Raw genomic sequence first — 26,408 nt, forward strand, 5'->3', positions numbered from 1 at the left:
CGATGAGCGATCAGACTCCCGAAAACCCGCAGGACAACACCTCAGGCACCGGCGAACCCCTCGAGGGTGCGGTGATCGACGACGCCGTGGAGGTCCGGACCGGCCACGACAAGATCGACCAGATCGACCTGCAGACCGAGATGCAGCGCTCCTACCTTGACTACGCCATGGCGGTCATCGTGGGGCGTGCGCTGCCGGACGTGCGCGACGGCCTGAAGCCCGTGCACCGCCGCGTGATCTACGCGATGTACGACGGCGGCTACCGCCCGGACCGCTCCTACAACAAGTGCGCCCGCGTGGTCGGCGAGGTCATGGGCCAGTACCACCCGCACGGCGACACCGCGATCTACGACGCCCTGGTCCGCCTGATCCAGGACTGGACCATGCGCTACCCGCTGGCCCTGGGCCAGGGCAACTTCGGCTCCCCGGGCAACGACGGGGCCGCCGCGCCGCGTTACACCGAAACCAAGATGGCCCAGTTGGCCATGGAGATGGTCCGGGACATCAACGAGGACACCGTTGACTTCCAGGACAACTACGACGGCAAGAACCAGGAACCGACCATCCTGCCGGCGCGTTTCCCGAACCTGTTGGTCAACGGCTCCTCCGGCATCGCCGTGGGCATGGCCACCAACATCCCGCCGCACAACCTGCGCGAGGTCGCCACCGGCGTGCAGTGGTACCTGGAGAACCCCGAAGCCTCCCGCGAGGAGCTGCTCGAGGAATTGATGCTGCGCGTCAAGGGCCCGGACTTCCCCACCGGTGCGATGATCCTGGGCACCAAGGGCATCGCGGATGCCTACCGCACCGGCCGCGGCTCCATCACCATGCGCGCCGTGGTCTCCGTGGAGGAACTCCAGGGCCGCACCTGCCTGGTCGTCACCGAGCTGCCCTACCAGGCCAACCCGGACAACCTCGCGGTGAAGATCGCCGAACTGGTCAAGGACGGCAAGGTCTCCGGCATCGCGGACCTGCGCGACGAAACCTCGGGGCGCACCGGCCAGCGCCTGGTCATTGTGCTCAAGCGCGATGCCGTGGCCAAGGTCGTGCTGAACAACCTCTACAAGCACACCGAGCTGCAGTCCAACTTCTCCGCGAACATGCTCGCGATCGTCGACGGGGTGCCGCGCACGCTGTCCATCGATGCGTTCATCCGCCACTGGGTCAACCACCAGATGGAAGTCATCGCCCGACGCACCGCCTACCGGCTGCGCAAGGCCGAGGAGGAGGCGCACATCCTGCGCGGCCTGCTCAAGGCCCTGGACGCGCTGGACGAGGTCATCGCGCTGATCCGCCGCTCCAACACCACCGAGGCCGCGCGCGACGGGTTGATGGAACTGCTGTCCATCGACGAGCTGCAGGCCCGGGCCATCCTGGACATGCAGCTGCGCCGCCTGGCCGCCCTGGAACGCCAGAAGATCCAGGACCGCCACAACGAGCTCGAAATGGAAATCGCCGAATACCAGGCGATCCTGGCCGACCCGCAGCGCCAGCGCACCATCATCTCCGAGGAACTTGCCGAGATCGTGGACAAGCACGGCGACGACCGCCGCACCAAGGTGCTGATGGGCTACGACGGCGACATGAGCGTCGAGGACCTGATCCCCGAGGAGGAAATGGTCGTCACCATCACCCGCGGCGGCTACGTCAAGCGCACCCGGAGCGACAACTACCGCTCGCAGCACCGCGGCGGCAAGGGCATCAAGGGCGCGCAGCTGCGCGGTGACGACGTGGTGGAGCACTTCTTCGTCACCACCACGCACAACTGGCTGCTGTTCTTCACCAACCACGGCCGCGTGTACCGCACCAAGTGCTACGAGCTGGCCGAGGCCGGTCGCGACGCCAAGGGCCAGCACGTTGCCAACGTGATGGCCTTCCAGCCCGACGAGCACATTGCCCAGGTCCTTGACCTGCGCAGCTACGAGGATGCCCCGTACCTGGTGCTCGCCACCCGCAACGGCCTGGTCAAGAAGACCCGCCTGACCGACTACGACACCAACCGCACCGCCGGGGTCATCGCGATCAACCTGCGCGAGGGCGACGAACTCGTCTCCGCGCAGCTGATCTCCGAGACCGACGACCTGATGCTGGTCTCGCGCAAGGGCCAGTCGGTCCGCTTCACCGCCACCGACGAGGCACTGCGCCCGATGGGCCGCGCCACCAGCRGTGTGACCGGCATGAAGTTCCGCAACGAGGACGAATTGCTCGCCGCGGACGTGGTTTCCGAGGATTCCTATGTGTTTGTCGTCACCGAGGGCGGCTACGCCAAGCGCACCTCCGTGGACGAATACCGCGTGCAGTCCCGCGGCGGCATCGGCATCAAGGTCGCCAAGCTCGCCGAGGACCGCGGCGACCTGGTCGGCGCACTGATTGTCAATGATGAGGACGAGGTTCTGGTGGTCATGGAGGGCGGCAAGGTCGTCCGTTCCGACGTTTCGCAGGTTCCGGCCAAGGGCCGCGACACCATGGGCGTGATCTTTGCCAAGCCGGACAAGAAGGACCGGATCATCGCCGTGGCGAAGAACACCGAGCGCGGCCTCGGAGAGAATCCCGAGGAAGATGCAGTACCGTTGAACGCGGAAAAGACACAAGAAACGGCCTCCGAGGCCCTGCCGGGTGATGAAAACCCTGCGGGAACCGAGGAAAACCTTGGGCATGACGACGAGGCCACCAACGACGGAGGTAACGCGTGAGCACCCCGAATACGCCCCGCCCGGCGGGCGGCACTGGTGGTACCCGTCCGGCACCGCCACGGCAGGCACCCGTAGGCGCCCAGCGTCCCGCAGGAGCGCCGCGACCGGGCACGGCCCCGCGCCCCGCAGGTGCGCAGCAGCGCCCCGCAGGCGCTCCCCGCCCCGGGGCTCCGCGCCCGCAGCAGCTGGTTCGCCCGGCCCCCAAGGCCAAGGTCCGCAAGGCCCGCCTGCTCATTTCCAAGGTCGACCCCTGGTCGGTGCTGAAGATGGCGTTCCTGCTGTCGGTGGCCCTGGGCATCGTGACCGTCGTCGCTTCCGTGGTCTTCTGGTCGGTGCTCGATTTGACCGGGATCTTCGCGTCGATCAACGGCCTGGTCGGCGAGATCGTCGGCACCGAAGGAGGCTTCGACCTGATGAAGATCGCGTCCCTCGGGCAGGTTGCCTCGTTCGCCACCATCATCGCCGTGGTGAATGTGGTATTGCTCACGGCGCTCTCGATGCTCGCCGCGGTGCTCTACAACCTCTCTTCGACCCTGGTTGGCGGCATCGGTGTGACCCTGACCGACGATTAATTCGCGGAAACACGCCAAGAATCGGTTCTCGGGGCCCCTTGTGAAGGGTGCCTCGAGGGCCGATTTGTTTCTTTGGCCATTTCTCGGGTAAAGTTTTATCTCGTTCCCAGCGGGAACAAAGAGGGCGTATAGCTCAGGCGGTTAGAGCGCTTCGCTGATAACGAAGAGGTCCCTGGTTCAAGTCCAGGTACGCCCACGGATTCCCTCGTCCGACCGGTAGGTGAAAGGAAAAATCCCATGCGGAAATTTCTGGTGTTGGTGGCAGTAGCCGCAGGCATTATTGGTTATCGGAAATACAAGGAATCGTCGGCCGAAAAGGCCACCTGGAGTCAGGGTACCGATAAGGTAAACTGAATTCATACGGGGACTTAGCTCAGTTGGTAGAGCGGTAGCTTTGCAAGCTTCAGGTCAGGGGTTCGACCCCCCTAGTCTCCACCGAAGGAAAAGGTCCGGAACGAAAGTTCCGGGCCTTTTCGCTTTAAGTTCGGTCCTCCCTTTTTGGGACTGCCGTCCCACCGCTCTTTCAAGGAGGGATCGCCAAACCCCATAGAGTGGTTGGGTGACCTTTCTACTGGCTCTCGTGGGCGTCCTGGGCGTTGCCGCGTCGGGGCCGCTCATAGCCGCGTTTCCCGCCGTCCCCGCGCTTTCAATGGCCCTGTGGCGCAATGCCGTGGGCACGGCCGTCATGGCTGTTCCGGCGCTGGTGAACGAGCGCCGCACCTTTGGCCGGCTGCGGCGCCAGGAATGGGGGTGGACCGCCCTGGCGGCACTCTCGCTGGCCCTGCACTTCGCCTTTTTCATGACCTCGATCCGTATGACCACGGTGGCTGCGTCCACGGCGCTGGTGTGCCTGCAGGCCGCATGGATCGCCATCTTCCAGTCGCTGCGCGGAACCAAGTACGGCTGGCGCGTGGGTGTGGGCGTGCTGCTGGCCTTCGCCGGGGTCGTGGTGATCACCGGGTTCGACATCGGGTCGGGGACCGAGGCGCTGATCGGCGACGGCCTGGCGCTCATCGGCGGGATCCTGGCCGCCTCCTACACGCTTGCCGGGTCCAAGGCCCGTGCCACGATGAGCACCAGTTCCTACACGACCATCTGTTACGGAATGACCTCGGTGCTGCTACTGGTGATGTGCCTGCTGACGGGCGCCCCAGTATGGGGATTCGGCCTGAATGGATGGATCGGCATCCTGGCGTTGGCGTTGTGCTCCCAGGTCCTGGGGCACACGGCCCTGAACCACTTGCTGACTTCGCTCGGGCCGCTGACGGTGTCAACCTTGATCTTGTTGGAGATCCCCGGTGCCGCGCTGCTGGCGGCGTTGTTCCTAGGACAGGTCCTGCCGGCGGGCACCGTCGCGGGGCTGGTCGTCATTCTTGCGGGGTTGTTCTTCGTGGTGAGGGGGCAGGGCCACGCCCAGGCCCGTGCCGCGGCCAGCACCGTGCCGCTGGCAAAGGAACAGGGCAACACCTGACCCGAGGCTCCCCCGGGTTCCCGGAGGCTGCTCACGGGGCACGTGCTGCCCTGTGGTTGGTTCTTGTTCCCATGGCATCGGTGTACGACCCCACGAAGACGGGTTACTTCTTGGCGCGAGGCCCCGGCTTCGGCGAGGAATCCCCGTTGGCTGCCTCGTCGGCGGCGGCCTTGCCGGTGTCGGCGGCGGCCTCGGCTTTGTGCTTGGCGGTGGTGGCAGCCTCGGACAATTCCTCGGCCTTCTCGGAGAGCTTCTCCTTGGCCTCGGCCACCGTATCCTTGGCGGCCTCGGTTGCCTCGGCGACATTGGCCTTGGCCTGAGCTGCTGACGCTGCCACTTCCTCGCGGACCTCCTCGACGCTTGCCGGGACATCCACCGGTCCGCTGGCACGGACGGTGGTCGGTTCCACCGGTGCCGGGGTCTTCCATGGGTCGTCGATGGGCTTGGACGCGCGCCAGGCGGCTACGGCTGCGGCACCGGCCGCGGCAATGACGGCAACGACGAGCCAGCCCTTTTTCTTCTTCGCGGGCTTCTGCACCTTTTCAATCTCCTTGCTGACGGTCTGGGCTGCTGCATTTGCCGTGTCATGGAGACGCTGGACCGTTTCGGCACTGGGCGTGAGCTTGTCGGCGACCTGGTGCAGCGTCTCGGAGGACTTGGCCTGCTCCAGCTTGCGTGTGGTGAATTCGGCCGCCTGGCCGATCTTTTCGTTGGCGGTCGGCAGGTATTCGTTTAGGACGACATCGCGGGCGTGGCTGAGCGCGGGCGCTGCCTTCTCGATGGCCTCGTTCAATGCCGGGGTGGCGCGGTCAACGGCCTTCTGGACCCTCGGGGTGGCCTCGTCAATGGCTGCGGAGAGCCGCGGGCCCACCTTTTCAAGGGATTCCTGGAGCAGGGGGCTGACCTTGGCAACGGTCTCGGACAGCTCGTGGGCAGCCCAGTTCAATCCCTCTTGGATCTTCGGGGTTGCGGTCTCGATGCCTTTTTCAATGCGCGGAACGGCCCACTTCACTGCCGTGTCCACCTTTGGCGCTGCCCAATCCAAGGCCTGTTCGGCGCCGGTGGCAACACTTTCACCAAAGTCTCGAGCAATACGTTCTGACTTCACAGTGAACCCCTTTGATCGTTTCGGATGCTTCGTCCCAGCCTACGACCTCCACTTGGCTTGCGGCCATTACCTGCCCGGCATATATACAAACGTGTAGCCGTGTTCACTGAACGCGTAGCCATTCGCAGCGGCGGTTCAAGCGCTCATGGAAGAATGACTGCATGACTGCAATCCCAACGCACACAGCCACCATCCACACCAACTTGGGCGACATCGTCGTCAACCTTTTTGGCAACCACGCCCCCAAGACCGTGAAGAACTTCGTTGGCCTGGCCACCGGCGAACAGACCTGGACCGACCCGCGCAGCGGTGAGGAAAAGGTCAACACCCCGTTGTACAACGGCACGATCTTCCACCGCATCATCTCCGATTTCATGATCCAGGGCGGCGACCCGCTGGGCCAGGGCACCGGCGGTCCGGGCTACCGCTTCGACGACGAGATCAACCCCGAGCTCGATTTCCGCGAACCGTACAAGCTGGCCATGGCCAACGCCGGCATCCAGATGGGCCAGGGCACCAACGGGTCCCAGTTCTTCATCACCTCGATCCCGACCACCTGGCTGCAGGGCAAGCACACCATCTTCGGCGATGTCACCGACGAGGCCTCGCGCAAGCTGGTTGACGCACTGAACGTCGTTCCGACCGATGGCCGCGACAAGCCGCTGGAAGACGTCGTCATCAGCAGCATCGACGTCGCGGCAGTCTAGGCACGTGGTTCCGGCGTATCTCGTGCGCCGCTGATCGTGGACGGCCCCATCGACCGCCCCGCCCGTTTGTTGTTCACCTCGCGGTCGCAAAGTGAATGACGTGGGCGGCGTGGGTGGATGGGGCCGTTTTGCATCCTTGGGCAGGTGAAGTCCGCAACCGGCCAGGCGCCGGGGCCCTCCCGCAGGGTGCGAGCCAAGGGAACCAAAGACCGGCCCCGTGCCATCGGGGCCATGAACGTACTTACACAGGAGCGTCATTTCCATGTCTTATGGACTGTCCAACCCGAACCAGGCCGCACAGGCCCCGGTCTGCCCCAGGCATCCCGACCGGATCTCCTATGTCACCTGCCAGCGGTGCTCCCGCCCGGCCTGTCCGGAATGCCAGGTGACTGCCGCGGTCGGAACCCAATGCGTGGATTGCGTGCGCGAAGCCAACAAACAGATCCCCGGCACCCGGACCGTCTTCGGCGGCAAGGCCACCGACGGCCGGCCGATCGTCACCTATGTGCTGATCGCCATCAATGCCGTGGTCTTCGCGCTGCAGATGACGATCCCGAGCTTCACCAACCACCTGGTTTACGCGGGACTGTACACCAGCGGATACTTCGAGCCCGAGCCGTGGCGGATGATCACCTCGATCTTTGCCCACTCCACTTCCTTCATCGGGCACATCGCCTTCAACATGTACGCGCTGTACATCTGCGGACGCGTGCTCGAACCGATGCTGGGACGGCTGCGCTTCCTGGCCCTGTACCTGGTGGCCGGGTTGGGCGGATCCGTTGCGGTGCTGCTGATCACGGATCCCCGTGTCCCGGTCCTGGGCGCTTCGGGTGCGGTCTTTGGGCTGTTCGCGGCAATGTTCGTGCTCTTGCGTTCGCGTGGCGTCCAGTCGATGCAGATCGTCATCCTGATCGTCATCAACCTGGCCATCGGCTTCATTTTCCCGGGCATCGCCTGGGAAGCCCATGTCGGTGGGATGGTCCTGGGCGCGGCAGTGGCGGCCGTCATGGCTTATTCGCCCAAGGGCCCCAGGCAGGCCGCCATGCAATGGGCAGGCACCGCCTTGCTGGTGTTGTTGCTGGTGGCCTTGACTTTGTACGGGGCCGTCAACGTTCGAGTTGGATAGCCAGATCGGCACTAGCGGGACAAAAGTTGTCCACATGGGTTATCCACACTGTTAATAACTCACAACCATGTAATTCACCTGCAACGGACCGGCTCCAGCGCCCGCGCTGACGCCGGTCCGCTCTGGTTTTGGACAGCTTTCAATGAATATGCACAATTTCATCCACACCTGTGGATAACTTAGTGCACAACCTGTGCAGGGTCGCTTTGCGCCGTTCGAACATCGGCCGTGAGTAATCTTCGAAAGTATGAACTAATCCGCGTGAATACGCGGAAGCGGGAGGGTTCTCGGCCCCGCCCCGGCGCGTTGTCCACACTCCTTATCCACAGTGTTAATAACTTACGCACATGTAATTCACAATGGTCGAAACCGCGCCAGGACGATGATGTAGGTGCAAAAGGGGCGAAACCCACAGCCTTATCCCCACCTGTGGATAACCTTCGTGCACAGCATGTTCCTAAGTTTCGACCGGTTCCGTGGTCGCGTCCACCTGTGCAGCACGGCAGAAAACTGGAAAGCTGGATTTCAGCTGGCGTGCAAGCGCGCCGAGCGAATCCACAACACCGCGGGAGAACTTCGATGCACCAGAACTGGATCCACCTCGAGCACGTCGGTGCGTGGACCGAACTGACCAACAAATTGGCGGCAGTCGACGATACGGATGAATTCTACGAAGCCGAAGATTTGTTGGAGGAGCTCAACGAGCCGGGCGTCGATCCGGCACGAGACACCCTCGGGTTGTGGGACAAGGACACCATGGTGGGGTTCGGGCAGCTCCGGCTCGGGGAGCAGCTGCGCGACGGACGCGGACGCGTTTCCATTGGCGGTGGAATCGCACCCGAATACCGGCGCCAAGGCCATGGAACCTTGGTCATGGACGTTCTTGAAGCCAGGGCCGGGGAAAAAATGGCCCAACGGCACCCGGGCGTCGATTACACCATTGACGTGTGGGGAAACGCCCCGGGGCACAGTGCCGGAGCGATGGCGGTGGCACGCGGTTATGAGCCGGCGCGCTTTTTTCAGGACATGACCCTGGTGCCGGGAGATTTCCGGCCCCATCGACGGCCGGCCAGCGTCCCGGAGGACACCGTGCTGGTTCCATACTCCCCCGGCATCGCCGAGGCCGTCAGGCTCCTGGACAACGAGGCGTTTGCCGACCATTGGGGCTCGGCCCCCAAAAGCACGGATGAGTGGGTGGCCATGACGGGTGCGCGTTCTTTCAGGACCAACTATTCCCGGGTCCTGCTCGAGGGGCACGGAGAGGACCGGCCGGCACGCGCGCTCAGCCACGTGCTGGGCGCCGAATGGGTTGGCAAGGAGCTGTACATATCCCGCGTGGGCACCGCGCGGGCCGCGCGGGGCCTCGGGTATGCGGCATGGACGCTCTCCACGGTGGTCGCTGCGGCCTTCGGCGACGGATTCACCAAGGTGGACCTGTCGGTGGATGCCCAGAGCCCCACGGGGGCCCTGGGGCTCTACGAACGGCTGGGTTTCAAGGTGGTCCGCCGTGGGACGGTCTACCGAAAGGCCGTCGCGGCGCTCTGAGACACCACGGGCACCGCGGAAGGCAGGGCCCTGCGGGCCATCAGCCCAGAAGCGGCAGCAACAGCGACACGGCCAGCACGGCCATCAGGGTGGCGATGACGGCATCGAGAACCCGCCAGGACCTCGGGTTGGCGAAGAACCCCCGCAGGTAGCGCGCGCCGAAGCCCAGTCCGGTGAACCACAGCACGCTGGCCAAGGCCGCGCCGGTGCCGAAGACCCAGCGCCCGGTCTCGCCTTGGGCCGAGGCGATGGAGCCGAGCAGGATCACGGTATCCAGGTACACATGGGGATTGAGCCACGTCAGGGCAAGGGCAGTGAGGGCGACGGTGCGGCGCGGGGTCGGGGTCGCCGCGGTGCTGGCTTCCATCCCCAGCGGGCTGAAGGCCCGGCGGGCCGCAAAGTAGGCATAGGCAAGCAGGAATGCAGCCCCGCCGGCCCGGGCGACGGAAATGAACCACGGGGCCACCGCCAGCAGGGCGCCAAGCCCGGCAATTCCGGCGAAAATCAGCAGGGCATCGGACACCAGGCAAATCAACACCGTCGTGCGAACATGTTCACGTCGGATGCCCTGGCGCAAGACAAACGCGTTCTGGGCGCCAATGGCAACAATCAGCGACAGGCCCGTGGCCAGGCCGGATACAAAGGGGAAGAACATCACCAACCGAGACTAGGCGTTCCGCCAAAGACGTGTCGAGCTAAAGAATCTTAGTGTCCATTAGGATCGCTAACTATGGACTTCCCCGCGGAACAACTGCAGACCTTCAAGGCCGTCATCGAAGCAGGAACGCTGGAACGTGCGGCAAGGGAACTGAACATCACGGCCTCCGCGGTGAGCCAACGGCTCAAGGCCCTGGAAAGGCAGGCCGGAAGCGTGCTGTTCATTCGCTCGCGACCCATCCGCACCACCGGAAGCGGGGACGTCCTGCTCCGGTTGGCGCGCGAGATCCACATGCTTTCCACCGAGGCGCACCGGGCGCTCGGGCTTGAATCCGCCGACGGCCATGTTCCCCGCCGAACCGAGCTCAGCATTGCCGTGAACGCCGATTCCCTGGCCAGCTGGTTCGTCCCGGTGCTTCGGGGCTTGGCGGACCAGGAACTGATGACCTGCGAGATCCTGCGGCACGACGAGGCACACTCCACGGAGCTGCTTCGTTCGGGCCAGGTCATGGGCGTGGTGACCACCAAAAGCACCCCGGTCCAGGGATGCTCCTCGGTGCACCTGGGAGCCATGCGCTACCGGGCGATGGCCACCCCCGGATTCCGGGATCGCTGGCTGCCGGGGAACGACCACCGCGCCGAACTTGCGGCCGCGCCCATGGTGAGTTTCGACCGCACCGATGGCCTGCAACGGGGGCTGCGCCGAAAGATCGTTGGCTCCACCCGCGCGGTCGCGCCGGTGGAGCACTTTGTCCCGGACTCACGCGTCTATGTTGCCTCGGTGGCGGCCTCGCTGGGGTGGGGCATGATTCCCGAGATCCAGGAACCCGACGACGGTTCGCTGGTCAGCCTCCACGCGTCATGGACCAGCGAGGTGCGGCTCTACTGGCAACGGTGGAAGGTCCCCTCCAAGGCCCTGGACCTGCTCACGGCGCTGGTCCTGGAAGCGGCCCGGGACGCAGGGCTGGACCGGGAGCCATAAGGCCGGGGCAAAAGAAGCTACTGCCAGGTAACCTCCGCGGCTAGGCTGGGCCCATGAGCAGCCGGAACACCGCCAGGCCCAGGACCGCGGCCTCGATCCTCAACGCCCTGCCAACGGCCGTGCCAAGGATCGCGGGAAACCCCCGGGTGGTGCGGCACGGGATGTCCCTCTGGCCGCCGTTCTGGGGCGCCGGCATCAAGGTCAAGCACATCTCCGCCGACTGGCGCAGTGCGACGGTCGTCTTGCGCCAACGCCCCTGGAACATGAACTACGTCGGAACCCACTTCGGCGGATCACTGTTCGCCATGACCGATCCGTTTTGGATGATGATGATCCTGCACAACATCGGTCCCGGACACATCGTGTGGGACAAGAGCGGCGAGATCGATTTCCGAAAGCCCGGAAGCGGGACCCTGGCATGTCGTTTTGAACTGGGCCAGGCCCAGTTGGAACAGCTCAAGGAAGCGGTGGCCAGGGACGGGAAGGCCACGAAATGGTTCGCCGTCGACATCTTCGACGAATCGGGCCGGATCGTGGCGACGGTGCGCAAGGAAGTCTATGTACGTGCCAAGCACCTGGCGCCGGAAACCGCTTGAGCAGTACCCGGTGCACCATCGAAGTGGTGCTAGTTCCCTCCGCCGGGAGGGCCGATGAACAGCAACACCGCGGTGATGGCGGCCACCAGAACGATGCCTGCCACCGCCGCCAGCCAGGGGCGGCGCAGGGCAAGGGCCTGGATCTTCTCGATGGGGCCCCGCGGGGTGTCCCCGCCCGGGGCCAGGCGCCACGTGTCGCTGAGCAACCCGCGTCGCAACATCGCCCGCTCAAAGGGGAGGGTGGCGAAGGGAACGACCGCGGAGGCCAGCCCAAGAATGCCGCGACCGGCACTCCAGCGCTCGTTGGCCCAGACGAAGATGGTCACCAGGCCGTAGGCAATGAACACCACGCCGTGGAACATGCCGAAGATGCGGACGTAGATTTCCGGTCCCACGCCGTACTTGATGACCATGGCGATGATCAGCAACGCCCAGGTGACCATTTCTGCGGCGGCCAGAAAGCCGTACAGGCGCTTCGGGGAAAGCTTGGAAGTGGCAGTGGCCGAGGGGGTACCGGCAAGATCGTGGCGAACCATGGGTGTTTGGCGTGCCTTTCTGGAAGTTGGCGTGAACGGCGCACGCGGCGGGGCTAAGTTGCCGGGCCTTGGAAGGAAATTCCCGCGGGAGCCGCCGGCGTTCCCTGGGGAGGGAACCCGGGACAGGGAACGCGGCCGCCTGCGGCAGGGCCCGGGGCGGACAGGCCATCGGTGTCTTCTAGGACCGGCCGGTGGTCGGGTGGTGGGTTGCGTTGCGGGCCCGAAGGCCGGGTGCTAGCGCCACCCCGTGGTCATGAAGAAACCAACCATGGCAATGCCGAAGCCGATCACGATGTTCCAACCGCCGATGCCGGGGATCGGAAACGCGGTCTGGGCAAGGTAGTAGACCATGATCCAGATGAGTCCCAGGATCATCAGGCCGAACATGACCGGCTTGTACCACTTGGGCATCGGCTTGTCGTAGGCCGCCGTGTCGCTGCCGCCCTGTGGCTTGCGGTTCTTCCGACGGGTCTTGGATTCAGGCACTGCTGCTCCTTGGGTCTTCTGCCGCCGGCACGATCCAACGGGCACGTGTCGAAACGGTAGGCTAGGTAAGTGTGTGTCGTCAGGGAACTGCTTCCCAACGTCACGCTTTGATCCAATACTATCCGCTCAAACTGGACGCCGCCGGGTATCGCGGCGTCCCACGTGGCAGTGAGGGAACTTCGCATGACTCGATCCGCAGTGCGGGCGCGGACCAGGCCAACGGTGGGCCAACGCCTGCTGGGCGGGTTCGGTGAAACCCTCATCACCCTTGGCATCATCCTGCTGCTCTTTGTCGGCTGGGAATTGTGGTGGACCAACATCGACGCGGACCGTGCGCAGACGCAAGTCACCTCGGAATTCGTCCAAGGCCTCCAGGTTGGCCCGGGGGACGGAACCAGCGCTCCGGAAAAGGATTTTGGCCCGGCCCCCATCACCGAGATCCCTGACGGGGAAACCTTCGGCGTCTTCTACATCCCGCGTTTCGGCAGCAATTTCGCGCACCCGGTGACCAACGGCGTGGGCATGGACGTGCTCAACAACGTCGGCATCGGCCACTACCCCGACACCCAGGAGCCCGGCGAGCTCGGGAACTTTGCCGTGGCCGCGCACCGCCAGACGCACGGCCAGGTGTTCTGGAACATCGACAAGTTCCAGGCCGGGGACAAGATCTACCTGCAGACCCGCAAGGGCTTCTACACCTATGAATGGCGCGACACCGAGATCGTGCATCCCTCGCAGGGCGAGGTGCTGCTGCCGGTGCCGCACGACCCGGGTGCCAAGCCCACGACCTCGATGCTGACGATGACCAGTTGCCACCCGCCATTCACCACCCGCATGCGCATCATCGCTTACGCGGAGCTGGAATCCTGGCGTCCGGCCGATGCCGGTCCCCCGGCGGAAATCGCCGACCTGGTGAAAAAGACGATGGAAAAGTAGGACACGGACACATGTACGCATGGATTTTCAGGACCCTGCCCGGTCCCCTGTGGTTCCGCATCATTTTGGCACTGGCGCTGGTCGCCGGCGTCGTACTATTGCTGATGAACTATGTCTTCCCGTGGCTGAGCCAGTACAGCCCCTGGACCGAATCAACGATTGGCCTGATGCTGCTGTGAACGCCCCCAAGATCCTGGTGATCGACAACTACGACAGCTTTGTCTACACCCTGGTGGGGTACCTGCAGGAGCTGGGCGCCAAGACCACCGTGATCCGCAACGACGACCTGTCCCTGGCCGAGGTCACTGAACTGGCGCAGGCACGCGACGGGGTCCTGGTCTCCCCCGGGCCCGGCACCCCGGCCGAGGCCGGTGTCTGCATCGAGGTGATCAAGTGGTGCGGGCAGCAGCGCAAGCCGATGCTCGGGGTCTGCCTGGGCCACCAGGCCCTCGCCGAGGCCTACGGCGGGGTTGTCACGCACGCCGAGGAACTGATGCATGGCAAGACCTCCCCGGTCTTCCACCACGGGCACCCGGTCTTCGCGCACATCCCCAGCCCGTTCACGGCCACCCGGTACCACTCGCTGGCTGCCGTGCGATCGAGCATCCCGGAGATCCTGGAAATCACCGCCGAGACCGAAAACGGGGTCATCATGGGACTGGCCCACCGCGACGCGCCCCTGTGGGGCGTGCAGTTCCACCCCGAGTCGGTGCTCACCGAGGGCGGCTACCAGATGCTGGGCAACTGGCTCGAATCCCTGGGCCTGGCCGGGGCGGCCGCGCATGCGTCAACGCTCAGCCCGCTGATCCGGGATGCCGGGGCCTGAGACAAGACCCGCAGCCAGAAGAAGAAGGGTCCCTGCCCGTGAAGATCATTCACGGTCAGGGACCCTTCTTGCTGGAACCGGGCTTCGCCCCCGCTACGGGGTCGGTGTGGGGCTCGGTGTGGCCTGGCCGCTTGGCGTGGGCGTGGTTTCCGGCGGCTGCCCCGAGGTCGAGGGCGCCTCGGAGGAAGTGTCCGTCGGTTCGGGCTCGGCCGGCTTCACGGCAACCGTGACCGTGATGGTGCCGCCCTGCGGGGAAGTGCTGACATCACCCGTGGAGGACTTCTGCGCGATGATCGTCCCGGGTTTCACCACCGCGTTCTCCTCCTCGAGGACTTCGATGCGCAGACCGACCTTCGGATCCTCCAGCGCCTCGGTGGCCTCGGGAACCGTCATGTCGATGAGCCGCGGAACCTCCACCAGCCCGGTGGAAAGGACCAGATCGATCGTGGTGCCGACCTTGACGGTCTTGCCCAGCTTCGGCTCGGTGTTCACCAGCCAGTCGGTGGGGATCGAGGGATCGTTGACCCGGGAGACCGAACCGATCTCAAAGCCCAGGTCCTGCAAGGCCTGGCGGGCCCCGGCCTCGGATTGGCCGGCGAGCCCCGCGGGCAGGACCCGCGACTCGGGCCCCTTGGAAACCATCAGGCGCACCGTGGAACCCTTGCGGACATCCCTGGTGGCGGCGGGATCGGTTTCCACGACGAGCCCGCTCTTGACGTCGTCGTCGAAGACCGTCTCGACCTTGGACACCAGCTGCAGCTCGGTCAGTGACGCCTCGGCCTTGGCCTGCGTCATCTCGACCAGGTTGGGAATGGTGACGGGGGCGTTGCGTTCCGCCTCCGCACGCATCCAATTGTAGAAAAAGAGGCCGGAAACCACCAGGGCGAGGGCCAGGACCAGCGAAATCGCAATGGTCCAGGTGCGCCTGGATTTCGACCGTTGCTCGTCGCGTTCGCGCCGCAGGTTCTGTTCCCACATCGGACCGGCGTCCCAGCGCTCGTCCCCGGGCACCGGTTCCAGATAGCCGGTGTGGGTCAGCGGTGCCTGGGCGCCGGTGGCCGGGGACCCCGGCGAGGGGAATCCAGGGGCGGCCAGCGCGGCAACCGTCGCCTGCTCCTCGGCCTGGGCCTGGGACTGGGGCATCGGCGCGGTGAGTTCCTCCGGGGCCAGGGCAATCCCGGCGCGGGCGTTGGCAAGGGCCTTGGCAAACGCGGCGGCATCGTCGTAGCGGTCCTCGCGGTCCTTGGCCAGGGCCTTGAGCACCACGTCGTCGAAGATCGGGTCCAGCTCGGGCACCAGGGTGCTGGGGGCCGGAGCATGCTCGCCCACGTGCTGGTAGGCGACCGAGACCGGCGAATCCCCGGTGAAGGGAGGCCGTCCGGTGAACAGTTCGTAGAGCAGGCAGCCGGTGGAGTACAGGTCGGTGCGGGCGTCCACGGCCTCGCCGCGGGCCTGCTCCGGGGAAAGGTACTGGGCGGTACCCACGACCGTCTGCGTCTGGGTCATGGTGCTGGCGGAGTCGGCCAGGGCGCGGGCAATGCCGAAGTCCATGACCTTGAGGTTGCCGCGTTCGGTGACCATGATGTTGGCCGGCTTGATGTCGCGGTGCACGATCCCCATGGAATGGGAATGCTCCAACGCCTCCAGCACCCCCAGGACATACTTGATGGCCTGCTCGCGGGTCATTTCCCCGGACTTGATGAGGTCCCGCAGTGTGCGCCCGCGGACGTACTCCATCACGATGAAGGGCAGCTCAACGGTCGAACCGGAAACCACCTGTTCCTCTTCGCCGGTGTCGAAGACTGACACGATGTTGGGGTGGTTCAGCCCGGCCACGGCCTTGGCCTCGCGCCGGAAGCGCGCCTGCACCATGGGGTCGCGCGCCATTTCGGCACGCAGGAGCTTGATGGCGACCTTGCGCCCCAGGACCTGGTCGATGCCCAGGTGCACGTCGGCCATGCCGCCGCGCCCAATGAGCTCCTTCACGACGTAGCGGCCGTTGAGAATCCGTTCCTCGGTCACTGTGAAACCACCGTCATCGCCTAATCCGTCGACGGGCTCGGGCCCGTGGATTGGCCCTTGCCCTTGCCGGGACCGTCCGCGGCAGGTGCCGAGGTCTCAGCGGCCGGGCTCGAAGGCGCGGTCGTGGACGGGGTGGGCTCCGACGGACCCAGGGACAGGATGTAGGTGACCGTGGAGCCGGGCTCGACCTTGGTGCCGCCAGGCACGCTTTGGCCGATCACGGTTCCCTTGGCCAGCGGGCTTTCCTGGGCCTCCCCTTCGTTGGGCACCAGGCCCAGCGCTGTCAGCGCCGCGGCGGCCTGCTCGCCGTCGTTGCCATACAAATCGGGCACCGAGACCTTTGCCGGGACGGCATAGGTCAGCGTCACGGTGGAACCGACGGGCAGCTCGCCGACGGGGGAAACCTTGATGACAGTGTCCGCAGCCTCGGAGCTTTCCTTGCCCACGGACTCCACCGTGAAGCCTAGGCCTTCCAGGGTCGCGGTGGCATCCTTGTAGTCCTTGCCCAGGAATTCGTTCTGGGACACCGTCACGGTGGACGGGGCGGTGCTGGTCGGGGCGCTCGATCGGGTCGGCGTGGTTTCGGTTTCGCTCGGCTCGGTGCTGGGTGACGAGGATTCCGTGGTCGGGGCCGTGGTCGTGATGCTTGGGCTGCTTTCCGGGGTCTTGTTTCCGGTGAGCATGGGCAGCAGCCAGGCTCCGAGGATCGCGAGGATCACCAGGGCGATCAGCGCGATCAGCGGTGTGGTCCAGGGGCTGCGGCCCTTCTTGGCCGGGGTGCGCCGGTCGGCGACCTCCTGCTCGTGGACGCCAACGGGTTCTTCCTCCCACTGCTGGGATGCCCCCATGAAGGAATCGAAGTTCTGCTCGTCGTCCTGTGCCTGCGGCGCGGGAACCTGCGGCAGGGCATTGGTGGCCGGTGCCGGCCCGGCAACCGTCGGGTCGACCGGGGGAAGGGCAACAGTCGCGTTGCCTTGCGTGATCGGCGTCTGGCTGATGGCCTGGGTGGCGGCATCGGAGCCCGAGAAGAGCAGCATGCCGGGCACGGCGAGCGTCGCAGTCTCCGGGTTTCCGGCGCGGATGGCGTCTGCTGCCACCGCGAGGGACTCGGCGTCGGCCGGCCGGTCGGCCGGGTCCTTGGCCAGCATCGACATCACCAGCGAGCGCACCGGCACCGGAATGTTTTCCGGCAGCGGCGGCGGGGTGTCGTTGACCTGGGCCAGGGCGATGGCGATCTGCGATTCGCCGGTGAACGGGCGACGTCCGGCAAGCAATTCGTAGCCGATCACGCCCAGGGCATAGATGTCGGAGCTGCCGGTGGCCTGCTGGCCGGTGGCCTGCTCCGGGGCGAGGTACTGGGCGGTGCCCATGACCTGGCCGGTGGCCGTCAGCGGGACCTGGTCGGCAATGCGGGCAATGCCGAAGTCGGTGATCTTCACGCGTCCGTCGGGGAGCATCAGCAGGTTGCCCGGCTTCACGTCGCGGTGCACCAGTCCCTGGATGTGGGCGGCGGCAAGCGCCTTGGCGGTCTGCGAAATGATCGACAGGGTGCGGTCGGGAGAGAGCACGCGCTCGCGTTCGATGATGGTCGACAGCGGCTGGCCGGGAACCAGCTCCATGACCAGGTAGGCGGAACCCTCTTCTTCCCCGTAGTCGAAGACGCTGGCGATGCCGTTGTGGTTCAGCAGTGCGGTGTGGCGCGCCTCGACGCGGAAGCGCTGGAGGAACCCGGGATCCCCGGTGTATTCCTCCTTGAGGATCTTGATTGCCACCAGGCGGCCAAGGACCTGGTCCCTGGCCCTCCACACCTCACCCATGCCACCTATGGCAATACGGTCGGTCAGCTTGTATCGACCGCCCAGGGTGATACCGGAAATTGGCCTCACTGGTTGAACACCGCCTCTAGAATCTTCTTCAGGTTGGGACTGGTCAACGAGGAACCAGTCTTGAAATCAATCTTTTCAAAAACTATTGTCACAGCCACCTGCGGGTCGTCCGCCGGGGCGAACCCGGTGATCCAGGAGTTCACCAGAGGTGGGCCGCAAGGATCGGTCGTACAGGGAACCACCGAGGTTCCGGTCTTCGCGGCGACGTCCAGTCCCGGAACCTGCGCCCGGACGGCCGTGCCGCGCTTGACCGGACCGCGCATCAGGTCGGTGACCTGGTCTGCGATGTCCTTGCTGGTCGCGGTGCTGAATTCCTTGGGCTTGCTTTCGGAGAGCACCCGCAGGTCCGGGGCGATGACCTGCTTGATCAGGTTCGGTTCCATGATCACCCCGTCGTTGGCGATGCCCATGGCCGCCATGTTCATCTGCATGGCCGTGGCCCGCACATTGAATTCGCCGATGACCGACTGGCCGAGTTCCGCGGGGCTGAGGTCGGGCGGGAAGACGCTCGGCTCCACCCGCAGCGGGATCTTCACCTGCTGGCCGAAGCCGAAGCGTTCGGTGACCTCCTCGTAGGGGGCCTTGCCCAGCTTTTCGCTCATCTGCACGAACGGGGTGTTGCAGCTTTGCGCCACGATCTCCGCGAAGCTCGCCTCGGGGATGGCCGCGCAATTGCCGCCGTAGAAGTTTCTCAGCGGCGTCTTGGTTCCCGGCAGGATGACGCTCGAAGGGTTCTTGAGCACCGTGTCGGCGGTGTACTGGCCCGATTCCAGGGCCGCGACCATGTCGAAGATCTTGAAGGTGGAGCCCGGGGCGATGAGGTTGTAGATGGCCGGGTTCCGGTACGGGCTCAGGTCCTTGGTGTCGGAGAGCTTCTTCATGTTCGCCGCGGCCTGCTTGGAGCTGTGCACGGCCAGGAGATTGGTGTCGTAGCTCGGCTTGGAGGCCATGGCCAGGATGTTTCCGGTCTTGGGCTCCGAGACGATGATGGTTCCGCGGGTCCCGTCCGGAATCAGGCCGTAGACGAATTTCTGCAGCTGGCCGTCGATGGTGAGCTCGACCGAGGCACCCTCGTTCTCCTTGCCGGAGAACAGGTTGACCAGCCTGTCGAAGAACTGGTCCTGGCTCTGGCCGGTCAATTCGTCATTCATGACCGATTCGAGCTGCGTGGATCCGTTGGCCAGTGAGTAGAAGCCGGTCAGGTGGGAATACAAATCGGGGTCGGTGTAGACGCGCTGGTACTTGAACTGTCCGTCGGTGGCGACCGATTCGGCAATGGGCTTGCCGTCCACCAGGATTGCACCGCGGGGCAGATCGAATTCCTTGAACAGCTGGCGGTTGTTCAACGGATTTGCGTTGAGGTCCTTCGCGGCAAAGAACTGCACGTAGCTCAGCGCACCCAGGCTCAGTACAAAGAGCAGCATGACGGCGATCCAGGTGTTGCGGATGGCTTGGTTCATCGCTGTGCCCCCTTTCGCGGTGCAAGGAGGCCGGGCGAACGGCGAGGTGCCTTCGTGGCGACCTCCGCGGTGGCCGAAACCCCGGAAACCATGGGGCGGCGTGAATTATGGGAAATCAACAGCAGCAAGGCGACAATGATCCAGTTCGAGAGCAGGGAGGAACCGCCGGCGGCCATGAACGGCGTCGTCAGGCCGGTCAGCGGGATCAGTCGGGTCACGCCGCCGATGACGACGAAGCACTGCAACCCGAGGGTGAACGAGAACCCGGTGGCCAGCAGCTTGCCGAAGGTGTCGCGCGAGCCGAGGGCGGCACGCATGCCGCGGCTGATCAGGATCAAATACAGCAGCACGATGGCGGAGATCCCAATGAGGCCAAGTTCCTCGCCCAGCGAGGCGACAATCATGTCGCTGTTGGCCAGGGGCACCATGTAGGGGCTACCGTTGCCCAGCCCGGTGCCCATCAGCCCGCCGTTGGCGAGCCCGAAGAGCCCCTCGACGATTTGCCGGCTGCCGCCGATTGCATGGTAGATGTCGGGGTCGAAGGCGTTGAGCCAGCCGTCGATCCGTCGGGTCACGTGGCTCATGGTCAGGTAGGCGAAGGTTCCGCCGCCGACCAGCATCAGGGTCCCGATGACGATCCAGCTCACACGAGCGGTGGCGACGTAAATCATCACCATGAACAGCCCGAAGAAGAGGATGGAGGAACCGAGGTCGCGCTGGACGACCAGGACGCCGATGCTGACCAGCCAGGCCACGATCATCGGGCCGAGGTCCCGGGAGCGGGGCAGCTGCAGCGGGCCGACCTTCCGGCCGGCCAACAGGATCAGTTCCCGGTTCGAGGATAGATAGCCGGCAAAGAATATGGCCAGGGTGATCTTGGCAAGCTCGCCGGGCTGGAAGGAAAGCCCAAAGAAACGCACCCAGATCCGTGCACCGTTGATCTCCACGCCCAGTCCCTTGATCAGCGGGAGCAGGAGCAACAGCACCGAGGCCGCCAGGGCGATGTAGGTGAAGCGGCGCAGGACGCGGTGGTCGCGGATGGTCCACAGGACGATCATGGCCACAACCATGGCAACGCCGGTCCACATGATCTGGCGGAAGGCGGTGTCGTCGGTCTTCGCCAGGTCGATGCGGTGGATCATGGCCAGGCCGATGCCGTTGAGGGCAACCGTCACCGGAAGTATCACCGGATCTGCATATTTCGCCCAGATGCGCAGGACTATGTGGAAGACCAGGGCAAGCCCGACCAGGATCAGGCCCTGGGAAATGAATTCCTGGCTCAATCCGTCATCGCTGTTGATGCCCACGAGGTAGTAGGCACCCATGGCGACGGCCAGGGCCAGCAGCAGCAGGAGCAACTCCATGTTGCGCCGTGGGACCGGCGCGGTTTCCAACTCGCTCACGGTTTGATCTCCTGACAGTACGAGGGCAGGACCGGCAAGGTCCCGGCCGCACCCGGATTTTCCGGAACGACCACGGGGCAGCGTTGCTTGGCTGTCACCAGCAGCTCCCCGACCATGGTCTGGGCATGTGCCAGGTCCCGCGCCGGGAGAGCGGAATCAATGCGCTGCTGCGTGTATTGCGGAAGTGCGTCCAGGGGAATGTCGGTCACGGTGTCAACATGCGAGAGCTTCAACGGTCCGAGGTCCTGCGAGACGCCCTTGAAGATGGCCACGTGGCCGTCTTGGTTGCCCACGAAGTACTGGGTCTGCGTCCACAGGTAGCCCCAACCGCACACCGCGGCAAGGATCAGGGTCATCAAGGCCAGGAACGTCGGGACCAGCCAGCGCCGCGGGCGCCGCGAGACGGACTCGTAGTCGTCCTGTTCCCCCGCAGCCTGGGCGGCCGGGGTCTTGTGCGTGAGTATTGCCGCGGCGCGCTTCTCGCCCGAGCGCTGGGTGACGATCGGGATCTTGCCCGACTGGGTCGCCAGCTCGGCTGCGCCAACCAGGAGGTGGGGCCGCTTGGACATCTCGTGGCGGATCAGCGCCGCACTGGCCTCGAGGTCGCCCTCGGCGGCAATCGTCAGCTGCCCGGTGTCCGGGGCCGGTTCGTCGACGGCGACCAATTCCTCGGTCGGGGTCGGGACGGTCTCGCCGTTGTCCTCCACGACCTCGAAGACGACGATGGTGACGTTGTCCGGGGAGCCATGGGCCAGCGTCGTTTCGACGAGGTCCTCGACGGTTTCCTCCAGGGAGGCGGTGCCGCGCATGATGCGTTCGGTGATGGAATCGGGAACGACGGCGTTCAGCCCGTCGGAGCAGAGCATCCAGCGTTCCCCCGCCTCGACGGGGTACTGGTTCACGTCGAGTTCCGGGCTCGCATCCGAATCGCCGAGCACGCGCAGCAGGACGTTCTTGTGCGGATGCATCTCGGCTTCCTCGGGCCGCAGGCGGCCCTCGTCGACGAGTCGCTGGACGAAGGTGTGGTCGTGGCTGACCTGCTCAAACACACCGTTTTTCAGGCGGTAGGCACGCGAGTCGCCGATATGGGCGAATTGCAGCACGTTGCCGGTGAGCAGCATGGCGGTGACGGTGGTTCCCATGCCCGAAAGCTTGGGATTGGCGCTGACCAGGTCGTTAAGGACCAGGTTCGCGGCCTGGATCTCGTCGGGCAGCACCGTTTCGGCGTCGGGCGTCTCGGGGACGTCCAGGTGGACGAGGTCCAGCACGGTGGAGGCGCTGGCGACGTCCCCGCCGACGTGTCCGCCCATGCCGTCGGCCACGACGGCCAGGTAGCGTCCCACATAGGCGGAGTCGTCATTCTTGGAGCGGACCTTGCCAACATCGCTCCGCGCCGCAAACTTCAGCATCAACGCCATGTCTAGGGCCTCAGCTCCATGACGGTCTTGCCGATCCGGATCTTCTGGCCGAGTTCAACGGGCTGGGCGCGGGTCAGCTGCGCCTCGCCCAAAAAGGTTCCGTTGGTGGAACCGAGGTCTTCGATGAACCAGCGGGTTCCCTGCGGGAACAGGCGCGCATGGCGTCCCGAGGCGTAGTCGTCCTCGAGCACGATGGTTGCCTCTTGGGCGCGACCCAGCAGGATCGGACTGGCGGTGAGCTGGTGCTCGAGGCCGGTGAGCGGGCCTTCGAGGATGGCCAGGGTCTTGGCTTGCTGCTTGGCGGGGACCTCGGGCGGAGGCGCCAGCGAAGGGTCCTTGCGGATCTCCCGGGCGGTCGGTGCGCCCACGCGGGCCTTGCTGCCGATGGCGAGGTCGCGGCGAAGCGCGCCGACGATGCTCAGGACCAGCAGCCACAGCAAAATGAGAAATCCGAGCCGCAGCACGGTGAACACTAGGTCGTTCACGCACGGTCTCCTTGCGATTGGGGGACGAGTCGGAAGATGATGCGCGTCTGCCCCATGGCAATGTTGGAACCGTCATGCAGCTCCGTCTCGCCGACGATCTTCCGTCCGTTGACGAAGCTTCCGTTGGTGGACCCCAGGTCAACAGCCCAGGTCGAGGGGCCGCGCTGCTCGATCTTCAGGTGCCGGCGCGAGACCCCCGGATCCTCGATGGGGATGTCGGTGTCTGCCGAGCGTCCCAGGACGATGCTGGGGTGGTTCAGGGCATAGCGTTGGCCGGAAATGTCCAGCACGGGCTGCATCCTGGCCGCAGCGCGGGGCGGAGCGGACGGGGCCGGTGGTGCGGCGGGGGTGTTGTGGACCTCGGGGGTTGAGGCATCCGAGGTGGTGGCATCGATCTCGAAGCCTCCCGGCTTGAGTTCGGGATCCTTGCGGAAATTAACCTCGACGGCGCCCTGCAGGGTGTAGCCCTGGCTCTTGGCGTGGTCCAGGGCCGTGGTGCACAGCTCCCGGGCCAGGGGGGCACCCCATTCCCGGGCCCTGGCGAAATCCTCGTCCGCGAGGCGGATGATGAAGTGGTTCGGCGCGAGGGTGCGGGCCTGGGAGATGGTCAGCGACTTCGCGTCCATTTGGTTGCGCAGGCGCGAAGCGATTTCGACGGGCTTGACTTCGGAGCTGCCGGAGCCGCGGAAGACGCTGGTGACAAGCTTTTCAAGTCCGCGTTCAACATTGTCAATGAGACCCATCGCTTCGCTCCCTTCCTGGTTCTAACGCGTGTGGTTCCACGGTTTATGGCATTGCGTCGCAGGGCATGGTTGCCCTACGCATTGTTCGATACTACTTGTCTTGCATTTTCTGTGGGGCTAAATGTGGTGAAACCGGCCCTCTGATCAGGAACGAATGGCCGTCTCCAAAGGTTGCTGAAGAGTGGCTCTGATCACAAAGTACCCCTCGATTAGTTGTTCGGGGCGATCTGTGTATATTATTGATCTCGCTGTTGAAGTCAATGACGAAAACAGCAGTGAATATGCGCGAGTGGCGGAATTGGTAGACGCGCTGGCTTCAGGTGCCAGTGCTCGCAAGGGCGTGGGGGTTCAAGTCCCCCCTCGCGCACATATGAGAAACAACCCCCGGTCTTCGGACCGGGGGTTGTTTCGTTAATTTCATCCAGGGTTCATCGGGGCACATACGGATGGACAGTGGGCGGCCTGCCCCGGTTCCTGCAAACCGTGCCTCCGCCGGAACCGGTGGATACCTGCCTAGGCGGCGCTGGTTGTCCCCGACCCCCGATCCATCTCCACGGCCATGGAGATTGCGGGGTTCGGGAAAAACAGCGGATAGGTGAGTCCTGCGATCGCGGCTCCCACCAAAGGCGCCACGATGAACAACCACACCTGTCCCAGCGCTGCCGGACCGGCAAACCATGCCACGCCCAGTGAGCGGGCGGGGTTCACCGAGGTGTTGGTGATCGGGATGGCGACCAGGTGGATCAGCGTCAGGGACAATCCGATGGAAATCCCGGCGAAGCCCTTGGGGGCCCGCCCATCCGTGGAGCCCAGGATGACATACAGGAAGATCGCCGTGAGGATTATCTCCGCGAGCAGCGCGGAGAGCATCGAGTAGCCGTCGGGGGAGCGGTCGGCATAGCCATTGGAGGCAAAGCCCGAGGTGACCGGATCAAAACCGTGCTTGCCGGCGGCAATGGCAAAGAGTGCCAGCCCCGCGACCGAGGCACCGAGGACCTGGGTGATCATGTAGGCGGGAACGGCCTTCCACTCGATGCGCCCGGCCAATGCTGCACCAAAGGTGACAGCGGGATTGAAGTGGGCACCGGAGATGTGGCCTACCGCGTAGACCATCACCAGGACGGTCAGGCCGAACGCCAGGGCAACGCCGAGGAACCCGATCCCCATGTTGGCGGTGTTCGAGGAAATGACCTTGGCGGAGAAGATCGCGGCTCCGCAGCCGCCGAATACCAGGACGCCGGTGCCGAGGAACTCGGCCGCCAGGCGCGATGTCATGCTCTGAGGATGGGACATGTGAGTTGGCTCCATGATCACTAGCGCTGCACTGTTTTGGGTGACCCACGATAGTACGGTTGTGGTGCATTTGACCCCGTGAGCGGGGATTGATCCGTTAAAAGGTGTCACCGGCCTCCTTGCAGGGCGTTCGGCGCCGCGGATGTGATGCAAACACCGGCGATTTGGGGCAGGAGCCCACATCCCCATGCATAGACTGGGAGTCGTTCGATCTTTTCCGTAGGCAAAGAAGCATGTAGGGCAGGAGCAGTCAGCATCATGGCGTCTCAGACACCGCACCAGAACGTTTCATTTCCCTCCGAAGGGCAAGCAGCGCACGGCTACCTGGCGTTGCCCGAGGGCGGGCATGGTCCCGGCGTCATTGTCATCCAGGAATGGTGGGGACTGACCGACCACATCCGCGACGTGGCCGACCGGCTGGCGGCCGAGGGCTTCGTTGCCCTGGCACCGGATCTTTTTGGCGGCTCGGTGGCCCACGACGGGGCCGAGGCAGCCAAGATGATGTCCCAGCTTCCCGAGGAGGTCGGTGCGAAGCTGCTGGCAGGGGCGGTCGACTACCTCCTGGGCCTGGACGCCGTGACCAGCGCGACCGCGGGAACCATCGGGTTCTGCATGGGCGGCGGTTTCGTGCTGGCCCTGGCGGCGCAGCAGGGACAGAAGATTTCCGCGGCCGTTCCCTTCTACGGCGTCGGCCAGGGCGTACCGGAAAGCTACACGGGCGTGCGCGCCAAGATCCAGGGTCATTACGCCAACGAGGATTCGTCCTACCCGGTGGCCAGGGCRCGCGCCCAGGAAGAACAGATCCGCGCCGAATCCGGCACCGAGGTGACGTTCTTCTACTACGACGCCCCGCACGCCTTCCACAACGACGAGAACCCGTCGGGCAACTACCGGCCCGAGGCCGCGGCTGTGGCGTGGGGCCGGGCAGTGGACTTCCTGCGGCAGAATATTTCCTAACCAGTTTTTTACACCCAAATAACGGCCGCCGAACGGGTGGCCACAGCAAAAGGAGCGTCAGAACATGGCAGAAACCATCATCGTCGGTGTTGACGGCAGCGAGACAGCACAGCGCGCCGCCGAACGCGCGGCACGCATCGCCTCCAACATGGATGCCGAACTGGTCGTCGTGACCGCCCACACCTCGGACAACACCGAAGTCGTGAAGATCGGCACCGACACCTGGATCCTGGACGACGCGGAGCAGGCAGGAAAGGTCGCCGAGCAGTGCGCCGCAGGCCTGCGCATCACCGAGCCGACAGCCAAGATCACCGCAACGGCAGCCCACGGCAAGCCGCAGGAAGTCCTGGTTGCCGAGGCCGAGCGCCTCAACGCCACCCTGATCGTGGTCGGAAACGTCGGCATGAAGGGCCTGGGCCGCGTGCTCGGCTCCGTGGCCACCTCCGTGGCACACGCAGCCCCGTGCGATGTCTACATCGTCAAGACGGTCAAGTAGTCAC

The 26,408-nt window shown here is 64.9% G+C and carries 26 protein-coding genes and 3 tRNA genes; 17 read left to right on the plus strand and 12 right to left on the minus strand.

What is annotated here, in order from left to right; translation table 11 throughout:
- Nucleotides 1-2: 2 nt before the first annotated feature.
- The 6 genes from gyrA (at nucleotide 3) to BLJ79_RS18285 (ending at nucleotide 4,736) form a co-directional block, all read left to right on the plus strand.
- Nucleotides 3-2,693 carry a DNA gyrase subunit A gene (gyrA, locus tag BLJ79_RS18265; RefSeq protein ID WP_071216213.1) on the plus strand — a complete coding sequence of 897 codons (2,691 nt, stop codon included), beginning with the start codon at nucleotides 3-5 and terminating at the stop codon, nucleotides 2,691-2,693.
- The gene (locus BLJ79_RS18270) at nucleotides 2,690-3,265 is read left to right on the plus strand and encodes a DUF3566 domain-containing protein (RefSeq protein WP_071216214.1); all 576 of its coding nucleotides are present in this window, start codon (nucleotides 2,690-2,692) and stop codon (nucleotides 3,263-3,265) included. Before gyrA ends, BLJ79_RS18270 begins: the two co-directional genes overlap by 4 nt.
- A 122-nt stretch (nucleotides 3,266-3,387) precedes the next feature.
- Nucleotides 3,388-3,461, plus strand: a tRNA-Ile gene (locus BLJ79_RS18275).
- Nucleotides 3,462-3,502: 41 nt separating this feature from the next.
- Nucleotides 3,503-3,619: a DLW-39 family protein gene (locus tag BLJ79_RS23590; RefSeq protein ID WP_209905891.1), complete on the plus strand. Its 117-nt coding sequence runs from the start codon at nucleotides 3,503-3,505 to the stop codon at nucleotides 3,617-3,619.
- An 8-nt stretch (nucleotides 3,620-3,627) separates the two neighbouring features.
- Nucleotides 3,628-3,700 (plus strand) — tRNA-Ala (locus tag BLJ79_RS18280).
- A 124-nt stretch (nucleotides 3,701-3,824) separates the two neighbouring features.
- Nucleotides 3,825-4,736, plus strand: a complete 912-nt coding sequence (locus tag BLJ79_RS18285) for a DMT family transporter (RefSeq protein WP_071216215.1) — start codon at nucleotides 3,825-3,827, stop codon at nucleotides 4,734-4,736.
- A gap of 103 nt (nucleotides 4,737-4,839) precedes the next feature.
- Here BLJ79_RS18285 and BLJ79_RS18290 read toward each other — a convergent pair whose 3' ends face one another.
- A complete protein-coding gene (locus tag BLJ79_RS18290; protein WP_139194961.1) occupies nucleotides 4,840-5,748 on the minus strand; it encodes a YtxH domain-containing protein in 909 nt (302 codons plus the stop codon).
- Between the two features lie 257 nt (nucleotides 5,749-6,005).
- Here BLJ79_RS18290 and BLJ79_RS18295 point away from each other — a divergent pair, with 257 nt between their 5' ends.
- From BLJ79_RS18295 to BLJ79_RS18305, 3 genes are all read left to right on the plus strand, one after another.
- On the plus strand, nucleotides 6,006-6,551 hold the full coding sequence (locus BLJ79_RS18295; protein WP_071216217.1) for a peptidylprolyl isomerase: 546 nt from the start codon (nucleotides 6,006-6,008) through the stop codon (nucleotides 6,549-6,551).
- Nucleotides 6,552-6,813: 262 nt separating this feature from the next.
- Nucleotides 6,814-7,677 (plus strand): rhomboid family intramembrane serine protease, encoded by an 864-nt coding sequence (locus tag BLJ79_RS18300; protein ID WP_071216218.1) that lies wholly within the window; start codon nucleotides 6,814-6,816, stop codon nucleotides 7,675-7,677.
- A gap of 579 nt (nucleotides 7,678-8,256) precedes the next feature.
- Nucleotides 8,257-9,222: a GNAT family N-acetyltransferase gene (locus tag BLJ79_RS18305; protein ID WP_071216219.1), complete on the plus strand. Its 966-nt coding sequence runs from the start codon at nucleotides 8,257-8,259 to the stop codon at nucleotides 9,220-9,222.
- Nucleotides 9,223-9,262: 40 nt separating this feature from the next.
- Here BLJ79_RS18305 and BLJ79_RS18310 read toward each other — a convergent pair whose 3' ends face one another.
- On the minus strand, nucleotides 9,263-9,877 hold the full coding sequence (locus tag BLJ79_RS18310; protein WP_071216220.1) for a LysE/ArgO family amino acid transporter: 615 nt from the start codon (nucleotides 9,875-9,877) through the stop codon (nucleotides 9,263-9,265).
- Nucleotides 9,878-9,952: 75 nt separating this feature from the next.
- On the opposite strand from BLJ79_RS18310, the gene BLJ79_RS18315 reads away from it, so the two are divergent.
- Nucleotides 9,953-10,861, plus strand: a complete 909-nt coding sequence (locus BLJ79_RS18315; RefSeq protein ID WP_071216221.1) for an ArgP/LysG family DNA-binding transcriptional regulator — start codon at nucleotides 9,953-9,955, stop codon at nucleotides 10,859-10,861.
- A gap of 53 nt (nucleotides 10,862-10,914) precedes the next feature.
- Nucleotides 10,915-11,457, plus strand: coding sequence for a DUF4442 domain-containing protein (locus BLJ79_RS18320; protein ID WP_083411458.1), 543 nt, complete (start codon nucleotides 10,915-10,917; stop codon nucleotides 11,455-11,457).
- 29 nt (nucleotides 11,458-11,486) lie between these two features.
- Here BLJ79_RS18320 and BLJ79_RS18325 read toward each other — a convergent pair whose 3' ends face one another.
- The gene (locus BLJ79_RS18325) at nucleotides 11,487-11,993 is read right to left on the minus strand and encodes a DUF3817 domain-containing protein (RefSeq protein WP_071216223.1); all 507 of its coding nucleotides are present in this window, start codon (nucleotides 11,991-11,993) and stop codon (nucleotides 11,487-11,489) included.
- Nucleotides 11,994-12,227: 234 nt separating this feature from the next.
- A complete protein-coding gene (locus BLJ79_RS18330; RefSeq protein ID WP_071216224.1) occupies nucleotides 12,228-12,479 on the minus strand; it encodes a cell division protein CrgA in 252 nt (83 codons plus the stop codon).
- Nucleotides 12,480-12,662: 183 nt separating this feature from the next.
- Here BLJ79_RS18330 and BLJ79_RS18335 point away from each other — a divergent pair, with 183 nt between their 5' ends.
- The 3 genes from BLJ79_RS18335 to BLJ79_RS18340 are packed head-to-tail and all read left to right on the plus strand — an operon-like array spanning nucleotide 12,663 to nucleotide 14,241.
- Nucleotides 12,663-13,415, plus strand: a complete 753-nt coding sequence (locus tag BLJ79_RS18335; RefSeq protein ID WP_083411459.1) for a class E sortase — start codon at nucleotides 12,663-12,665, stop codon at nucleotides 13,413-13,415.
- Between the two features lie 11 nt (nucleotides 13,416-13,426).
- Complete coding sequence (locus BLJ79_RS23455) at nucleotides 13,427-13,594, plus strand: hypothetical protein (protein WP_175475537.1); 168 nt, start codon at nucleotides 13,427-13,429, stop codon at nucleotides 13,592-13,594.
- Nucleotides 13,591-14,241 carry an anthranilate synthase component II gene (locus BLJ79_RS18340; protein ID WP_071216226.1) on the plus strand — a complete coding sequence of 217 codons (651 nt, stop codon included), beginning with the start codon at nucleotides 13,591-13,593 and terminating at the stop codon, nucleotides 14,239-14,241. Before BLJ79_RS23455 ends, BLJ79_RS18340 begins: the two co-directional genes overlap by 4 nt.
- Before the next feature lie 93 nt (nucleotides 14,242-14,334).
- On the opposite strand, the gene pknB is transcribed toward BLJ79_RS18340, so the two are convergent.
- The 7 genes from pknB to BLJ79_RS18375 are packed head-to-tail and all read right to left on the minus strand — an operon-like array spanning nucleotide 14,335 to nucleotide 23,658.
- Nucleotides 14,335-16,263: a Stk1 family PASTA domain-containing Ser/Thr kinase gene (pknB, locus tag BLJ79_RS18345; protein WP_071216227.1), complete on the minus strand. Its 1,929-nt coding sequence runs from the start codon at nucleotides 16,261-16,263 to the stop codon at nucleotides 14,335-14,337.
- 20 nt (nucleotides 16,264-16,283) lie between these two features.
- A complete protein-coding gene (locus tag BLJ79_RS18350) occupies nucleotides 16,284-18,149 on the minus strand; it encodes a protein kinase domain-containing protein (protein WP_083411460.1) in 1,866 nt (621 codons plus the stop codon).
- Nucleotides 18,146-19,609 (minus strand): penicillin-binding transpeptidase domain-containing protein, encoded by a 1,464-nt coding sequence (locus tag BLJ79_RS18355; RefSeq protein ID WP_071216228.1) that lies wholly within the window; start codon nucleotides 19,607-19,609, stop codon nucleotides 18,146-18,148. Before BLJ79_RS18355 ends, BLJ79_RS18350 begins: the two co-directional genes overlap by 4 nt.
- Nucleotides 19,606-21,012: an FtsW/RodA/SpoVE family cell cycle protein gene (locus tag BLJ79_RS18360; protein ID WP_071216229.1), complete on the minus strand. Its 1,407-nt coding sequence runs from the start codon at nucleotides 21,010-21,012 to the stop codon at nucleotides 19,606-19,608. The genes BLJ79_RS18355 and BLJ79_RS18360 overlap by 4 nt, the downstream gene beginning before the upstream one ends.
- Nucleotides 21,009-22,430, minus strand: a complete 1,422-nt coding sequence (locus BLJ79_RS18365) for a PP2C family protein-serine/threonine phosphatase (protein ID WP_071216230.1) — start codon at nucleotides 22,428-22,430, stop codon at nucleotides 21,009-21,011. Before BLJ79_RS18365 ends, BLJ79_RS18360 begins: the two co-directional genes overlap by 4 nt.
- A 2-nt stretch (nucleotides 22,431-22,432) precedes the next feature.
- A complete protein-coding gene (locus BLJ79_RS18370) occupies nucleotides 22,433-22,915 on the minus strand; it encodes an FHA domain-containing protein FhaB/FipA (RefSeq protein ID WP_071216231.1) in 483 nt (160 codons plus the stop codon).
- Complete coding sequence (locus tag BLJ79_RS18375; protein WP_071216232.1) at nucleotides 22,912-23,658, minus strand: FHA domain-containing protein; 747 nt, start codon at nucleotides 23,656-23,658, stop codon at nucleotides 22,912-22,914. Before BLJ79_RS18375 ends, BLJ79_RS18370 begins: the two co-directional genes overlap by 4 nt.
- A 283-nt stretch (nucleotides 23,659-23,941) precedes the next feature.
- Between BLJ79_RS18375 and BLJ79_RS18380 the strand changes: the two genes are divergently transcribed.
- Nucleotides 23,942-24,025 (plus strand) — tRNA-Leu (locus tag BLJ79_RS18380).
- Nucleotides 24,026-24,171: 146 nt separating this feature from the next.
- Here BLJ79_RS18380 and aqpZ read toward each other — a convergent pair.
- Complete coding sequence (gene aqpZ / locus BLJ79_RS18385) at nucleotides 24,172-24,951, minus strand: aquaporin Z (RefSeq protein ID WP_071216233.1); 780 nt, start codon at nucleotides 24,949-24,951, stop codon at nucleotides 24,172-24,174.
- Between the two features lie 258 nt (nucleotides 24,952-25,209).
- Here aqpZ and BLJ79_RS18390 point away from each other — a divergent pair, with 258 nt between their 5' ends.
- Together BLJ79_RS18390 and BLJ79_RS18395 are read left to right on the plus strand one after the other, a co-directional pair.
- Complete coding sequence (locus BLJ79_RS18390; protein WP_175475538.1) at nucleotides 25,210-25,908, plus strand: dienelactone hydrolase family protein; 699 nt, start codon at nucleotides 25,210-25,212, stop codon at nucleotides 25,906-25,908.
- A gap of 64 nt (nucleotides 25,909-25,972) precedes the next feature.
- Nucleotides 25,973-26,404: a universal stress protein gene (locus BLJ79_RS18395; RefSeq protein ID WP_071216235.1), complete on the plus strand. Its 432-nt coding sequence runs from the start codon at nucleotides 25,973-25,975 to the stop codon at nucleotides 26,402-26,404.
- The last annotated feature ends 4 nt before the right edge of the window (nucleotides 26,405-26,408 follow it).

Origin of the sequence: Arthrobacter sp. UCD-GKA (assembly GCF_001863355.1) — a bacterium.
GTDB lineage: Bacteria > Actinomycetota > Actinomycetes > Actinomycetales > Micrococcaceae > Paeniglutamicibacter.